The following is a 14,118-nucleotide window of genomic DNA, read 5'->3' as shown; positions in this document are numbered from 1 at the left end:
ATTGATTATACAGTAATCAAACCACCTGCTGTAATCAACGCAGACCCTCATCGGAGAAACACCATGACCATCTCATTACGCGCCGCCACGGTGCAATTCCAGCATCGCGCCAACGATAAGAATTACAACCTGTCGACCATCGAGCGCTTTATCGCTCAGGCGGCCGAGCAGCAGGTACAGCTGCTGGCCTTCCCGGAAATGTGTATCACCGGCTATTGGCACGTGCGCCATCTGTCCGACGCCGAAGTGCGGGCGCTGGCGGAACCGATCGCGTCCAGCCCTTCGCTGGCGCGCATTCGCCCGCTGGCTGAGCGTTACAACATGGCGATCGGCGTCGGGCTGATCGAGCTGGGCGACGACGGCCGTTGCTACAACGCCTACGCCGTATGCCTGCCGGACGGCGCGCTGCATGTGCACCGTAAACTGCACGCCTTCGAACACCCGGCTATCGCCAGCGGCGATCGCTATACGGTGTTCGACACTCCCTGGGGCGTGCGCGTGGGCGTATTGATCTGTTGGGACAACAATCTGGTGGAGAATGTGCGCGCGACGGCGCTGCTGGGCGCGGAGGTGTTGATGGCCCCACACCAGACCGGCGGCACCCATTCGCGCAGCCCGCACGGCATGAAGCCGATCCCACAGGCGCTGTGGCAGCGGCGAGCGGAAGATCCGCAGGCGATAGAAGCCGCCTTTCGCGGCGAACACGGCCGCGGCTGGCTGATGCGCTGGCTGCCCTCGCGCGCTCATGACAACGGGCTGTTTTTGTTATTCAGCAACGGCGTGGGCCGCGATGACGATGAGGTACGCACCGGCAATGCGATGATCCTCGATCCCTACGGCCGCATCGTAGCGGAGACCTGGGCGGCGGAAGACCGGCTGGTCAGTGCCGATCTCGATCTGACGCTGATCCCGCTCAGTACCGGACGCCGCTGGATTTACGGACGCCGCCCCGAGCTGTACGGTTTACTGACCGAACCGCAAGGCTATGAGCGCGATGCCCGCAGCGCGCGCTTTTCGACGCAGCCTACGGGGCGCAGCGACTAATGACAGATAAAAAAAATCCGCCCGAAGGCGGATTTTTTATCCGCGCGGCAACCTGTGCCGCGCATTCACGCCCGCAGGCATGAAGAAATCTTAGAAGCGGTAGCCTACGCCAACGTTCCAGCTGCCAACGTCCACGCTGCGGATGCGGCTCTGCTCGTAGCCAACGTCCAGGGCAACGTTTTCGATTGGGTTGAACTGCAGACCTGCACCGTAGGTGAAGCCGTAGTCGCTGTTGCCACCTTTGTTACCGCCAGCCTGGGCGTTGTCGATGTTTTTGCCGTAGCCAACACCGATCACACCGTAGATGCTCGCCCAGTCGTTGAAGCGGTAAGCTGGACCTGCGGTGATGGAATCGTACTGAGATTTCTTGTAGAAACCGCTTTCAGAACGATTTTTTTCCAGGTGGGTGAAGGAGCCGATCACACCCAGTGGGTTGTTGTCGAACTCGTAACGGTATTTCAGGTTGAAACCGTTGGCCTTGTTAGCAACGCCTTGGAGATCACCCTGCGCATAGCCAGCGGATACGGTGCTCTGACCAGCGAATGCGGTACCTGCGCTAACTGCTAATACGCAAGCTGCTACTGCGGAAAGACATGCAATTTTTTTCATAACCACCTCAAACGCGTTTTATTATTAAGTACATCCATTTGTTCATGCTTTGAAAATATAACAAAAATTAGCGTGAAACTCTGCCTTGAAATGAGTGTCTAATGCTTTATATCGTGTAACAGAAGATTTCAAGAACAGTGTATCTACTTCTTTTCGCTCTATTTTCGGCCGTATTCTACGGCTTTCTGTGACAAAAATCACCAATTTAATATCCAGATAATTCTTAAGAAAAAGCGCACTTTTTGACCAAATTCGCCACATCTCATCCGAGGATCGGCGGATTTCACCGCGATGCGCGCTTTTCTCAGACAGATTTTCGCCATTTCATTTACACTGCTCGCATCCCCGTTTCGACCGTTTTCTCAAGGCTGAGGAACGGCGCAAAAAAGGCCCGTTAAGGATGTCGTTATCTACTTCCGGCAGAGCGCCCTCCGCGCTGCTGCCCATCTGTCTGTTAATCATCGCCATGGTGTCTATCCAAAGCGGTGCCTCGTTGGCCAAAAGCCTGTTCCCGATCGTGGGCGCGGAAGGCATTACGACGCTGCGTCTTTTCATCGGCACCCTGATTCTGTTCATTATCTTCCGCCCGTGGCGTATGCGCATCGTCGCCGGCAGCCGCTTGCCGCTGCTGATTTACGGCCTGTCGCTCGGCGCGATGAACTACCTGTTCTACCTTTCGCTGCGCACCGTGCCGCTCGGCATCGCCGTGGCGCTGGAGTTTACCGGCCCGTTGGCGGTAGCCATGTTCTCGTCGCGGCGGCCGATCGACTTTCTCTGGGTGGCGCTGGCGATCGCCGGGTTGTGGTTCCTGTTGCCGCTCGGCCACGGCGTAGGCGGGATCGATCCGTTCGGCGCCGCCTGTGCGCTCGGCGCTGGCGCCTGCTGGGCGGTCTATATCATTTTCGGCCAAAAGGCCGGCGGCGATCACGGACCCGGCACGGTGGCGCTCGGTTCGTTGATCGCTGCGCTGGTGTTCTGCCCGATCGGCGCCTGGCAAACCGGCAGCGTGCTGTTCAACCTCGATATTCTCCCGGTGGCGCTGGCGGTGGCGATCCTCTCCACCGCGCTGCCTTATTCGCTGGAGATCATCGCGCTGCCCAAAATTCCGGCGCGCACTTTCGGCACCTTAATGAGCCTGGAGCCGGCGATGGCGGCTCTGTCCGGCATGCTGTTCCTCGGCGAACACCTAAGCGGCGTGCAATGGTTGGCGCTGGCGGCGATTATCGCCGCCTCCATGGGTTCCGCCCTGACCATTCGCCCCAAACCGCGCCTCGAAAGCCTTTCCTGATCGCCTGACTCGCCTGCCGTCCGCAACGCCGGAATGCAGGCGGGTTAACTGTTTTCCTCGTGACAAATCGGCATACTTCCCCTTAGCCTGTATCGCAGGCTCTTTGGACTTTCGCTCACATGGAGAATAACAGTGATTCACAACAGCCTGTTCAACCCACGCTTCGGCCGCGGACTCGCGCCGGCGCTGGTTTCAACCCTGACCGAGTTGCGCCGATGCGACCTGCCCGAACTGGCGCTGGGCCATCACCCGATCGACGGCGACAACATCTTTATGGACGTGATGACGCTGACCACCGCGCCGGCGGCGGAGAAGCGCGCCGAAATGCATCAGGAGTACATCGCGCTGCATCTGCTGATCAGCGGCGAAGAACGCATCGAATACGGCCTGGCGGGCGACTGGCATCGCGAACATCCGCATGCAGAAAATAGCGATCTGCTGCTGCTGGACATCAAACGCCACCCGCAAACCCTTCACATGACGCACGGCATGTTCGCGATCTTTTTCCAGATGGAACCGCATAAGACCGGCTGCCTGTGGCAGCGGCCGCAGCACATCAAGAAAGCGGTGGTGAGGATCCATCACCGCCTGCTGCTGTGAGCCTGCGGCAGCGTCCGTAGAAAATCGGCGGCCTGGCGGGGAGAGCGCAAGCGCTTGAAACGGCCCCCTATATCGGTACGGGCCATCTCCGCCAGGTATTTTCGCCGGTTCTTCGAGTAAGTGCGGATCGTCCACAGCACGATCGACTCGCGGCTAAAGAAAGAACGGCGGAAACTTTCCCGATTGCCGGTGCCCGGCCACAGCTCGCTTTTGCCGGCCGCGCGTCGGCATGCGCGGCGCACGGCCTGCCACAGCGTGCGGCAGAAACCGTAGTCCAGCCACAGGATATAATCGACCTCGCGCCACTTGATAGGTTGCGTGCGGCTGTAGTTGCCGTCCAGCACCCAACCTCCTCCCGCTTCGGCCAACGTCTGCTCAAGCCGCGCCAGAAACGCGCCATCGGGCGTCCCCTGCCACTCGGGCCGCCAATAGAGTCTGTCCATCTCGATATAGGGAACGTCAAGACGTTCCGCCAGTTGACGCGCCAGGGTGCTTTTACCGCTGCCGCTGGTGCCGACGACGTTAATTTTCATCACTCGCCAATAAAGACTGGGGATAATTTCCATACTTTAGCCGTATCAATTACGTCTATCAATCTGAATAGGCTTGGCATTAACACCACGATAACAAAGTGGATATTTAACCAAACCTGCGCGCCCGCAGAAAATAAGATAACGGGGATAAATTGTCACTAACAAAAATAATAATAAAAAACAAAATAACAATAAAATTCATAAAATTACACAATAGAAAAAACCAAATAAAAATATTGCCATTAGGCCACCCCTATTTGTGCAATAGCCATTTTCGTGCGGCAAAAATAAACATCCCTGCTATAATTAATCCCGTAACGAAATAGGACAACGACTAATCAAGAGGATATCTGATATGAGTACCGCTAAACTGGTGAAAACGAAATCTTCTGATCTGCTGTATACCCGTAACGATCTGGACGAAAAAGTTAAACTGGCCGCCATCAAGGCGCTGAACCATCAGGTCGTGCAATTCATCGATCTTTCGTTGATCACCAAACAGGCGCACTGGAACATGCGCGGCGCGAACTTCATCGCGGTCCATGAAATGCTGGACGGCTTCCGCACCGCCATCATCGAGCATCAGGACACCTTCGCCGAGCGCGTGGTGCAGCTGGGTGGCGTGGCGCTGGGCACCGTACAGGTGGTCAACGATCGCACGCCGCTGAAAAGCTACCCGACCAATATCCACAGCGTGCAGGAACACCTGAAAGCGCTGGCCGATCGCTACGGCGCGGTCGCGAATGACATCCGCAAAGCCATTACCGAAGTGGAAGACGAAGACACCGCCGATATGTTCACCGCCGCCTCGCGCGATCTGGACAAATTCCTGTGGTTCATCGAATCCAATATCGAATAACACGAAAGCGTTGCAGATCGCCCGTCGTTCCGGGCAGCGCAGGCTGGGCTTTGCCCGGCCTGTTTTCTTTTGCGCGACCGTTGCATTGTACAAAAAACGGCCCATATTAAACGGTAGGGTTTCCTTGTCAGGAGGTGATTATGGCCAGCGGCTGGGCGGCGGACGGCGCCGTACAAGATCAGATTGATTCCACCGTCGACGATGCGGTGCAGCGCGCGCGTGAAGCGCTCGGGCACGGCGAGAGCGAACGCTATTGCCAGGAATGCGGAGAACCGATCCCCGAGGCGCGCCGCAAGGCGCTGAAGGGCGTGCGTTTTTGCGTCGCCTGCCAGGCCGAACAAGACAAAAAACACGCGGCCACCAGCCTGTACAACCGGCGCGGCAGCAAAGACAGCCAGTTGCGTTAGCATTATCTGCTCCCCTTTTGCCCCTCTCGCAGTCACCCTTGCACCGTCAATGGATCATGAAAGTTAGAGTTAGTTATCAATATTGAAGCAAAAACGTTAAAGAACGGTTGTTTCACAGCCAAAATTTGGTTAATGATAGCCCCGTGCACCAAGATAATTCTTACGCACCATTTCGGTGCCTCATTGTGGTGCATAACCATAACTATTCGCCGTCACGGCACAACATCACGCAGTAACTCTTTGTTTTTATATTAGTTGAAAACATGGCACGATTTTTTCATGGCACCAACTGCAATATAAAAAATGGGTAATCCGCAACCTGTACAGGAATTCCTCTCATGAAGTCGATTTTTAAAGTCTCCCTGGCCGCACTCTCTCTGGCCTTTGCCGTAAGTTCCCACGCAGCAGACAAACTGGTGGTCGCCACCGACACCGCTTTCGTTCCTTTTGAGTTCAAGCAAGGCGACAAATACGTCGGCTTCGACATCGACCTGTGGGCCGCGGTCGCCAAAGAGCTGAAGTTGGACTACACCCTGAAACCGATGGACTTCGGCGGCATCATTCCGGCGCTGCAGACCAAAAACGTCGATCTGGCGCTGGCCGGCATCACCATCACCGATGAGCGCAAGAAAGCCATCGATTTCTCCGACGGCTACTACAAGAGCGGCCTGCTGGTGATGGTCAACGCCGACAACAACAGCGTGAAAAGCATCGACGATCTGAACGGCAAAGTGGTGGCGGTGAAGAGCGGCACCGGCTCGGTGGATTACGCCAAGCAGCACATCAAAACCAAGGATCTGCGTCAGTTCCCTAACATCGACAACGCCTACATGGAACTAGGCACCAAGCGCGCCGACGCGGTGCTGCACGACACGCCAAACATCCTATACTTCATTAAGACGGCCGGCGCCGGCAAGTTCAAAACCGTCGGCGATTCGCTGGAAGCGCAGCAGTATGGCATCGCCTTCCCTAAAGGCAGCGACGAGCTGCGCGAGAAGGTGAACGGCGCGCTGAAAACGCTGCGCGAGAACGGCACCTATAACGAGATTTACAAGAAGTGGTTCGGCACCGAACCTAAGTAAGCTGTGAATTTGGCAAGCGATTAACTTAAGCACAGGGGGCGCTTAACCCCCTGCGCTTTGTTGTATCTGATACCCACGTTTGGGATCACCGGGAGAAATATCATGCAGTTCGACTGGAGCGCCATCTGGCCCGCCATTCCTATCTTGTTAGAGGGCGCCAAAATGACCCTGTGGATTTCGGTCCTCGGTCTGATTGGCGGCCTGATCATCGGCCTCGTCGCCGGCTTTGCCCGCACCTACGGCGGTTGGATCGCCAACCACATCGCGTTGGTGTTTATCGAAGTGATCCGCGGCACGCCGATCGTGGTGCAGGTGATGTTCATCTACTTCGCCTTGCCGATGGCGTTCACCGATTTGCGCATCGATCCTTTCACCGCGGCGGTGGTGACCATCATGATCAACTCCGGCGCCTACATCGCGGAAATCACCCGCGGCGCGGTGCTGTCTATCCATAACGGTTTCCGCGAGGCCGGCCTGGCGCTCGGCCTGTCGCGCCGCGAAACCATCCGCTACGTCATTATGCCGCTGGCGCTGCGCCGCATGCTGCCGCCGCTGGGCAACCAGTGGATCATCAGCATCAAAGACACCTCGCTGTTCATCGTGATCGGCGTGGCGGAGCTGACCCGTCAGGGTCAGGAAATTATTGCCGGTAACTTCCGCGCGCTGGAAATCTGGAGCGCCGTGGCGGTTATCTATCTGATTATTACCCTGGTGCTGAGCTTCGTGCTGCGTCGTCTGGAAAGAAGGATGAAAATCCTGTGATTGAATTTAAAAATGTCTCCAAGCATTTTGGCCAAACCCAGGTGCTGCACAACATCGATTTGAAGATCGACAAAGGCGAAGTGGTGGTGATCATCGGGCCGTCCGGCTCCGGCAAATCCACCCTGCTGCGCTGCATCAACAAGCTGGAAGAAGTCACCAGCGGCGATCTGATCGTCGACGGCCTGAAAGCCAACGATCCGAAAGTGGACGATCGGCTGATCCGCCAGGAAGCCGGCATGGTGTTCCAGCAGTTCTATCTGTTCCCGCACCTGACGGCGCTGGAAAACGTCGCCTTCGGCCCGATCCGCGTGCGCGGCGCGAAGAAGTCCGATGCGGAAAAGCTGGCGCGCGAACTGCTGGCCAAGGTCGGTCTGGCGGAGCGTGCCCACCATTACCCGTCCGAACTGTCGGGGGGCCAGCAGCAGCGCGTGGCGATCGCGCGCGCGCTGGCGGTGAAGCCGAAAATGATGCTGTTCGACGAGCCGACCTCCGCGCTCGATCCGGAGCTGCGCCATGAAGTGCTGAAGGTGATGCAGGATCTGGCCGAGGAAGGCATGACGATGGTCATCGTTACCCATGAAGTCGGCTTTGCCGAAAAAGTGGCGTCGCGCCTGATCTTTATCGACAAGGGCCGGATTGCCGAAGACGGCAACCCGCACGATCTGATCAATCATCCGCCAAGCCCGCGTCTGCAGGAGTTCCTGCAGCACGTGTCCTGATCCTGGCGGTTTAACGGCGGGCGCACCACGCGCCCGCCGCTTTCATTCCGCACGCTCTCCCACGCCCCGTCGCGCCACCTTTCCTACTATATTCATTGTTTTTCATCGTATTGCTTTTACATCCGCCGATCAAAGAACGCCAAAGAGAGGAACCATGCCGCCAAACGCAGACTCCCGACGAGGTTCTCATCTGCGAGAACACCTTCTTTTCCTGCTGCTGTTGCTGACCCTGAACGTCTTCGCACCACCGGCGCTGGCGCAAAATGCGCCGCCCGCGCCCGCCGACAAGAGCGAGCAGCAGAAAGCCGCCTACGCCGCGCTGGCCGATCTGCTGCAAGACGACAAAGCACGCGCGGAACTCATCAACCACCTGAAACAGACCGCCGGCGACGCCCCCGCCGCCGCGCTGGCAACGCCGGAGGAATCGACGCCCGCTACGCTGAGCGACAGCCTGAACTCGCTGGCGCAGGAAGGCATCGGCACCTTTAACCAAAAGCTCGGCGCGCTGCAAAAGCTGATCGACTCCGGCCCGAAGCGCGTTTTCAATCCCGCCGGCTTTTTCCGCGCGCTGGGCTACTTTCTGCTGACGGTGGCGGTCACCTTTGCGCTGTTCCACCTGATCCGGCGGCTGATCGCGCCGCTGTACAAACGCATGGGCAGTTGGGGACACAATGCGCGGCTACAGCGCGGCCCGTGGTATAAACGCCCCGCCGCCATTCTCGGCGCTTTCGCCATCGATCTGCTGGTGCTGCTGCTGGCGCTGGCGGCGGGCAATCTGTTCGCCCGCCACGTCCACGCCGACAGCGCCACCATTCTGCGGCTGCAGACCCTATTTCTCAGCGCCTTCGCGGTGATTGAATTTTTCAAGGCGGTGCTGCGGCTGATTTTCGCCCCCCGCTTCGACTATCTGCGCCCCTTCCCCTTCAGCGACCGGAGCGCGCACTACTGGAACACGCGCCTCGCCTGGCTCAGCGGCCTGATCGGCTACGGCCTGATGGTGGTGGTGCCGGTGGTGGCGGTCCAGATAAGCTACCCGGCCGCCGCCACCGTCAACCTGGTGGTGATGCTGGCGCTGACGCTGTACGCCATTTGGCTGATCCTGCACAACCGCAAGCCGATACAGCAACAGATCAACCTGCTGGCCGAGCGGTCGATGGCGTTTTTCAGCGTGATCCTGCGCGGGCTGGGGCATATCTGGCATCTGTTGGCGATCGCCTATTTTCTGGTGTTGTTCGTGCTGTCCCAGTTCGACATCGGCAACAGCCTGCGCTTTATGATGAGCGCCACGGTGAAAAGCCTGTTGGTGGTCGGCGTCGGCGCGCTGCTGTCCGGCATGCTGACCCGCTGGATTTTCCGCCGCATTTCACTGCCGACCGACGTCAATCTGCGCTACCCGATGCTCGAGCGGCGCATCAACTCCTACATCCCCAACGGGCTGAAGATACTGCGGGTGATGGTGGTGCTGGCGGTGACGCTGTTCCTGCTCGATGCCTGGCACCTGATCAACCTGTACCAGTGGGCGGGCAGCGAAAATGGCCAGCGGACGCTCGGCGGGCTGGTGCATATCCTGCTGATCCTGTTGATCGCCGTGTTCAGCTGGACGCTGATGGCCAGCATCATCGAGCACCGTCTGGCGCTGGAGCTGAGCAACGGCGTGCGGCCGAGCGCGCGCGAACGCACGCTGCTGACGCTGTTTCGCAACGTGCTGGCTATCGTTATCAGCACCATTACCGTGATGATCGTGCTGTCGCAGGTGGGATTGAACATCGCGCCGCTGCTGGCGGGCGCCGGCGCGCTGGGGCTGGCCATCAGCTTCGGCGCCCAGACGCTGGTGAAAGACGTGATTACCGGCGTGTTCATCCAGTTCGAAAACGGCATGAACACCGGCGAGTACGTCACCGTCAGCGGCATCACCGGCACCGTGGAGCGCATGACCATCCGCTCGATCGGCCTGCGCGACGACTACGGCGTCTACCACATCGTGCCGTACTCCTCGATCACCACGCTGGCCAACTATGCGCGTGAGTTCGGGGTATACCGCGCCAACTACACCGTCAGCCGCGACGAGGACATCGATCGGGTCAATGAGGTGCTGCATCAGGCCGTCGCGGCGCTGAAGCAAGATGAACAGGTGAAGCATTTCCTGATTGGCGAGCCGGTCTTCAACGGCGTGGTGGCGCTGGGAGACCGCTCGTTCACCACCCGCGTGACGGTGCGCACACAGGCGCTGAAACAGTGGGTGGTGCAATACGCCCTCGATCGGCTGGTGAAAATCCATTTCGATCGGGCCGGCATCGGCATGCCGCAGCAGGCGATGCAGATCTCCCGCGCGCCGCAGCCGCACGAAGAACAGGCACCGCCCGCGGCTCCCGGCGGTTAGCGCCCGCGCCCGCAGGGCTGAGCGGCCAGGAAGGCCGCAACGTCCTGTCGGTAGGCGTCGTATTGCACCGAGCGCGGCGCAAACAGGCCTACCACGTTGATCAGCCACGGATGGCGGGCGAACAGCGGTTTGATCATCACGTGGTCGGCTTCGTCGATGCGCGTCACCGTCAGCAGCGAGGCCGGGATCGTTTGCCGATACACGCGCTCGGTTTCGTCCGCGTCCACGTTGACGTCGCGCCCGCCCAGGATCAGGTGCACCGGCGTGTTGAAATTCCGCAATCCCGCCGTCGCGTCGCTGGCCATGTTGGCGCGGATAAAGCGCCAGCGGTCGGCGCTCAATGCGGCGGAGCCATACTCGCGGCGGTACTGCGCGTAGCCGTCCGGTTGCTCGAGCAGCGTCTGGATATGGCGCCAGTGCGCTTCGCGCGCCTGGATTTTCGCTTCATCTTCCCCCGCCGCCGCCATCGCCGCGCGGGTGTTGTAACGCCCCTGCCGCAGCCAGTTGATCGCCGGCGCCAGCGCCAGCGTGAAGGCGATATCGGGGCGTAAACGCGCCACCTCCGGCATCACCCACCCCGCCTGGCTGGTGCCCCATAGCCCCACGCAGCGCGCATCGAAGCGCCCGTCTCGCCGGGCCCAGTCGATGATATCGGCGGTTTCCCGCGCACGATCCGCCATGGTCTGATGCAGCCAGTTGCCGCCCGAGCCGCCAACGCCCGGCTTATCGAAGGATAAAACCGCATAGCCCTGCTGCGCCATCGCCTCCCAAATGCCGAAATAGCCTTCGTCGCGGCTGGCGTTAGCCGGCCCATCGCCGTGCACGAACACCACAACGCCGGGCTTGACCGGCGCATGCTGCGGCAACACCAGCGTGCCGGTCAGCCGGTTGCCGCCGGCGATCACCGTGATCGGTTCGGTGACGAAGCGAAAGTCGTTGACGAAAATGACCCACCCGAGCGCCAGCAGAAACAGCACCACACTGCACAGTCCTATTTTGCGCACGTCGCCTCCCCGCATAGTCTCTCCATCAACACCCAGTCGGCCTGACCGAACAGCCATCCCAACGCAGCGTAATGCTCTTCTCGCCGCACCTGAAAACCACAGCGCCGATACAGGCGCAGCGCATCCACGTTGCGCCGGCTGACGTGCAGGCTCAGGCGCCGCCCAGAACCCTGCCCGGCAGCGTAGTCGTTCATCCACTGCAGCAGCCGCCTGCCCACCCCTTTGCCGCGCTGATTCTCGGCCACCGCCAGGTAAGAGAGATACAGTTCATCGGCCGCCGGGGTGTGCCGCAACACCGCCATTTGCAGATACATGCGCCAAACGTTCAGCCAACCATAGCGGCGGCACAGCCGCCAAATCGGCAAGGCATGCGGACGCCGCCCGGCGTTGTTCTCGCCAGCGGCCGCATTGAGGGCAAAGGCCGCCACCACCTGTTCATCCTGCTTCACCACGAAGCTGCGCTCCCGGCTGCCGCCTTGCTTCCAACACCACAGCCGATAGAACAGACGCCACTGAAGGCGGGGGCTCAGACGGCGCGCGCGCTGAAACTTGTCGCAGAACGCGGCGTAGATCAGCGCCGCCGTTTGCAGGCGGTCAGCATCGCGGTACGGCTCAATGTGCAGCATATCCACCTCGACTAGGGATGCCGGTAGAGCAGCTGTTCCAACAGCCGCACCGGCGTGGTCTCCTCCGGCGCGGACGACGCAAAGATTGCCTGCCGCCAGGCCTGACTTTCGATCACGTCCAGCACCAGCTGCGCGAGCGGTAACGGCGCTATCGTCGGTGCAATCTCACCGGTTTGCTGAGCCTCGGCGATAACCGTCGCCAGCGCCTCAATCAGCTGCCGCTGGTTGGCGCCGAACGGCTCGGCCAACGCCGGGTTGCGCGCCACCTCCGCCACGATCTCCGCCGACAGCTGCACATTGGCCGGCTCAGCGACAAAAGCGTGATAGGCGGTAAAAAAGGCCGACAGCGCCTGCTTCGGCCGCTTTCTCTCGGCCCACAATCCGGCGGCAAACTCGGTGAATACGCCGTTTTCCAGCAGCGCAATCTCGCCGATCAACGCCTCCTTGCCGGTAAAGTGGTTATAGAGGTTGCCGACGCTGACGCCCGCCGCCTGCGCGATATCCCGCATGCTGGTCTGGTGAAATCCCTGATGGGTAAAGCTGTGCAGCGCGGCCTTGACAATCTTTTCTCGATTTCCCATCGACAACTCCCGAAACGGTGAAGGGGGGCGCCTGGCGCCATCGAATAAACATTAATGAACGAACGTTCGTTCACATTTAAGGATAGCATAGGCCGGTAAAATTGAACCACGGCTCAACGGCGTGTGAATCGGCGGGAAGATAAAAACGCCGCCCCCGTTTTCGGCGGGCGGCGTGGTGAAAACTCAGTGCAGCGCGTCGCCCTGCTTCACCGACGTAAACGCCTGCATCAGTTTCACGACGTCGTGCATGCCGATGTTGACCTGGTTGATCACTTCCCCGGCATCGTGGGTCAGCGCCACGCCGCCGCCGGCCTGCTCTACGCAGGTTGCCATGCCGGCAATCGCCGCCGCCACGCCTTGCTGGATAGACTTGGTCATGCGCTCAATCTCGGTCGCCGCCTTGCGCGACTGTTCCGCCAGCGTGCGCACTTCGTTGGCGACCACCGCAAAACCGCGCCCGTGCTCACCGGCATGGGCGGCTTCGATCGAGGCGTTAATCGCCAGCAGGTTGGTTTGGGAGGCGATTTTACGAATGGCTTCGACGATGGTGCCGATCTGCTGAGAACACTTACCGAGCTCGGTGACCACGTCCGAGGTTTCGCGCGCCGCCGCTTCGACCTGCTGCATGCCTTTCACCGCCTGTTGCACGATGATCGCGCCCTGCGCCGCCTGCCGATCGGTATCGAGCGACAGATGATGCGCGTTACGCACCATCTCTTCTTCGTGCTGCTGCTGTTGCATCAGCCGGGTGATGTCCTGGGCAATCTTCACCACTTTCACCACCTGGCCTTCGTTGTCGAGGATCGGGTTGTAACTGGCCTCCAGCCATACCCGTTCGCCGCGCCGGTTGAGACGCTCAAAACGCCCGGTGATGAACTCGCCGCGCGCCAGGCGCTGCCAGTGCCGCCGATAATCGTCGGAAGCGGCGAACTCCGGCGGGCACAGCACCGCATGCGACTGCCCGCACGCCTCTTCCAGCCGATAGCCCATCAGCGCCAGCATATTGTCGTTGGCGCTGACAATGGTGCCCTGCGGCGTGAAAGCGATCATCGCCATCGAGCGATTCAGCGCCGCCAGCAGGCTGCGGTGTTCCTGCGCCTGGGTCACTCGCTCGGTCACTTCGCTGGCGATCTTGACGATTTCCACCACCTTACCCTGTTTATTCAGCACCGGCGCGTAGGTGCCCTGCAGCCATACCGCCTCGCCGTTTTTCGCGATGCGCTTTATGGTGTCCGTGATGGGTTGCCCCTTATTCAGCGTCTCCCAATGCTTGCGATATAACGGGCTGGCGACATAGTTCGGATCGCAGAAAATACGGTGATGCCGGCCAATCACGTCATCGCGTTGAAATCCCAGCGTGCTGAGGAAAAGATCGTTGGCGCGCAATACCGTGCCGTCGGGCGAGAAGACGATCATCGGAACGGCGTGTTCTATCGCGCCCAGCTCGGCGCCTTTGTGGGTAGTTAACTGACTGAATCGTAACAGCATAAGGTGTAGTCCTTGTGGCAGAAGATGGCGCTTTTCTTATTTTTGCCTGGCCACATGCCGCGCCCACACGCAGACGTGCCATCGCGGAAGGAACGGGCAGCGCCGTTCCTTCTGGTTATTGCTATTAACCGGATTA

The 14,118-nt window shown here is 59.7% G+C and carries 15 protein-coding genes; 9 read left to right on the top strand and 6 right to left on the bottom strand.

Annotated features, from left to right (window positions below):
• Window positions 1-63: 63 nt before the first annotated feature.
• Window positions 64-1,044 carry a nitrilase family protein gene (locus tag ACOWVD_RS18505; RefSeq protein WP_164095313.1) on the top strand — a complete coding sequence of 327 codons (981 nt, stop codon included), beginning with the start codon at window positions 64-66 and terminating at the stop codon, window positions 1,042-1,044.
• Between the two features lie 90 nt (window positions 1,045-1,134).
• Here ACOWVD_RS18505 and ompX read toward each other — a convergent pair whose 3' ends face one another.
• Entirely contained in the window at window positions 1,135-1,653 is a 519-nt protein-coding gene (gene ompX / locus ACOWVD_RS18500) for an outer membrane protein OmpX (RefSeq protein ID WP_004939201.1), read from the bottom strand.
• 400 nt (window positions 1,654-2,053) lie between these two features.
• On the opposite strand from ompX, the gene rhtA reads away from it, so the two are divergent.
• Together rhtA and nanQ are read left to right on the top strand one after the other, a co-directional pair.
• Window positions 2,054-2,941, top strand: a complete 888-nt coding sequence (gene rhtA / locus ACOWVD_RS18495; protein WP_004939202.1) for a threonine/homoserine exporter RhtA — start codon at window positions 2,054-2,056, stop codon at window positions 2,939-2,941.
• 132 nt (window positions 2,942-3,073) lie between these two features.
• The gene (nanQ, locus tag ACOWVD_RS18490; protein WP_049241221.1) at window positions 3,074-3,541 is read left to right on the top strand and encodes an N-acetylneuraminate anomerase; all 468 of its coding nucleotides are present in this window, start codon (window positions 3,074-3,076) and stop codon (window positions 3,539-3,541) included.
• Here nanQ and ACOWVD_RS18485 read toward each other — a convergent pair.
• A complete protein-coding gene (locus ACOWVD_RS18485) occupies window positions 3,523-4,074 on the bottom strand; it encodes a shikimate kinase (protein ID WP_160125253.1) in 552 nt (183 codons plus the stop codon). The two genes, nanQ and ACOWVD_RS18485, sit on opposite strands and share 19 nt — an antisense overlap.
• Window positions 4,075-4,429: 355 nt before the next feature.
• Here ACOWVD_RS18485 and dps point away from each other — a divergent pair, with 355 nt between their 5' ends.
• From dps to ybiO, 6 genes are all read left to right on the top strand, one after another.
• Window positions 4,430-4,933, top strand: coding sequence for a DNA starvation/stationary phase protection protein Dps (dps, locus tag ACOWVD_RS18480; protein ID WP_004939215.1), 504 nt, complete (start codon window positions 4,430-4,432; stop codon window positions 4,931-4,933).
• Window positions 4,934-5,073: 140 nt separating this feature from the next.
• Complete coding sequence (locus ACOWVD_RS18475) at window positions 5,074-5,340, top strand: DksA/TraR family C4-type zinc finger protein (protein WP_015377155.1); 267 nt, start codon at window positions 5,074-5,076, stop codon at window positions 5,338-5,340.
• Window positions 5,341-5,678: 338 nt separating this feature from the next.
• The gene (gene glnH / locus ACOWVD_RS18470; RefSeq protein WP_004939223.1) at window positions 5,679-6,422 is read left to right on the top strand and encodes a glutamine ABC transporter substrate-binding protein GlnH; all 744 of its coding nucleotides are present in this window, start codon (window positions 5,679-5,681) and stop codon (window positions 6,420-6,422) included.
• A 102-nt stretch (window positions 6,423-6,524) separates the two neighbouring features.
• Entirely contained in the window at window positions 6,525-7,184 is a 660-nt protein-coding gene (gene glnP / locus ACOWVD_RS18465) for a glutamine ABC transporter permease GlnP (protein WP_004939229.1), read from the top strand.
• Window positions 7,181-7,903 (top strand): glutamine ABC transporter ATP-binding protein GlnQ, encoded by a 723-nt coding sequence (glnQ, locus tag ACOWVD_RS18460; RefSeq protein WP_004939230.1) that lies wholly within the window; start codon window positions 7,181-7,183, stop codon window positions 7,901-7,903. The genes glnP and glnQ overlap by 4 nt, the downstream gene beginning before the upstream one ends.
• Window positions 7,904-8,057: 154 nt before the next feature.
• Window positions 8,058-10,283, top strand: a complete 2,226-nt coding sequence (gene ybiO / locus ACOWVD_RS18455; RefSeq protein WP_273875114.1) for a mechanosensitive channel protein — start codon at window positions 8,058-8,060, stop codon at window positions 10,281-10,283.
• Here the strand turns inward: ybiO and ACOWVD_RS18450 are convergent.
• The 4 genes from ACOWVD_RS18450 to ACOWVD_RS18435 all read right to left on the bottom strand — a co-directional run bounded on the left by ACOWVD_RS18450 (window position 10,280) and on the right by ACOWVD_RS18435 (window position 13,982).
• Window positions 10,280-11,287, bottom strand: a complete 1,008-nt coding sequence (locus ACOWVD_RS18450; protein ID WP_100396093.1) for an alpha/beta hydrolase family protein — start codon at window positions 11,285-11,287, stop codon at window positions 10,280-10,282. The two genes, ybiO and ACOWVD_RS18450, sit on opposite strands and share 4 nt — an antisense overlap.
• Window positions 11,275-11,913, bottom strand: a complete 639-nt coding sequence (locus ACOWVD_RS18445; protein ID WP_421105721.1) for a GNAT family N-acetyltransferase — start codon at window positions 11,911-11,913, stop codon at window positions 11,275-11,277. The genes ACOWVD_RS18450 and ACOWVD_RS18445 overlap by 13 nt, the downstream gene beginning before the upstream one ends.
• A gap of 11 nt (window positions 11,914-11,924) precedes the next feature.
• On the bottom strand, window positions 11,925-12,494 hold the full coding sequence (locus ACOWVD_RS18440) for a TetR family transcriptional regulator (RefSeq protein ID WP_197843042.1): 570 nt from the start codon (window positions 12,492-12,494) through the stop codon (window positions 11,925-11,927).
• A 183-nt stretch (window positions 12,495-12,677) separates the two neighbouring features.
• A complete protein-coding gene (locus tag ACOWVD_RS18435) occupies window positions 12,678-13,982 on the bottom strand; it encodes a methyl-accepting chemotaxis protein (protein ID WP_164095310.1) in 1,305 nt (434 codons plus the stop codon).
• Window positions 13,983-14,118: the final 136 nt, after the last annotated feature.

Origin of the sequence: Serratia sp. SA088 (assembly GCF_049065515.1) — a bacterium.
Taxonomy (GTDB): Bacteria; Pseudomonadota; Gammaproteobacteria; order Enterobacterales; family Enterobacteriaceae; genus Serratia; species Serratia nematodiphila.
Note: the sequence above shows the minus strand (reverse complement) of the source record. Positions and strands in the feature narration are given on the sequence as shown.

Coding starts and splice junctions, on each gene's coding strand:
- ACOWVD_RS18445 (WP_421105721.1), bottom strand. CDS start 11,913: ATGCTGCACATTGAGCCGTACCGCGATGCTGACCGCCTGCAAACGGCG.
- ACOWVD_RS18440 (WP_197843042.1), bottom strand. CDS start 12,494: ATGGGAAATCGAGAAAAGATTGTCAAGGCCGCGCTGCACAGCTTTACC.
- glnP (WP_004939229.1), top strand. CDS start 6,525: ATGCAGTTCGACTGGAGCGCCATCTGGCCCGCCATTCCTATCTTGTTA.
- rhtA (WP_004939202.1), top strand. CDS start 2,054: ATGTCGTTATCTACTTCCGGCAGAGCGCCCTCCGCGCTGCTGCCCATC.
- ybiO (WP_273875114.1), top strand. CDS start 8,058: ATGCCGCCAAACGCAGACTCCCGACGAGGTTCTCATCTGCGAGAACAC.
- ACOWVD_RS18485 (WP_160125253.1), bottom strand. CDS start 4,074: ATGAAAATTAACGTCGTCGGCACCAGCGGCAGCGGTAAAAGCACCCTG.
- glnH (WP_004939223.1), top strand. CDS start 5,679: ATGAAGTCGATTTTTAAAGTCTCCCTGGCCGCACTCTCTCTGGCCTTT.
- dps (WP_004939215.1), top strand. CDS start 4,430: ATGAGTACCGCTAAACTGGTGAAAACGAAATCTTCTGATCTGCTGTAT.
- ACOWVD_RS18435 (WP_164095310.1), bottom strand. CDS start 13,982: ATGCTGTTACGATTCAGTCAGTTAACTACCCACAAAGGCGCCGAGCTG.
- ACOWVD_RS18505 (WP_164095313.1), top strand. CDS start 64: ATGACCATCTCATTACGCGCCGCCACGGTGCAATTCCAGCATCGCGCC.
- ompX (WP_004939201.1), bottom strand. CDS start 1,653: ATGAAAAAAATTGCATGTCTTTCCGCAGTAGCAGCTTGCGTATTAGCA.
- ACOWVD_RS18475 (WP_015377155.1), top strand. CDS start 5,074: ATGGCCAGCGGCTGGGCGGCGGACGGCGCCGTACAAGATCAGATTGAT.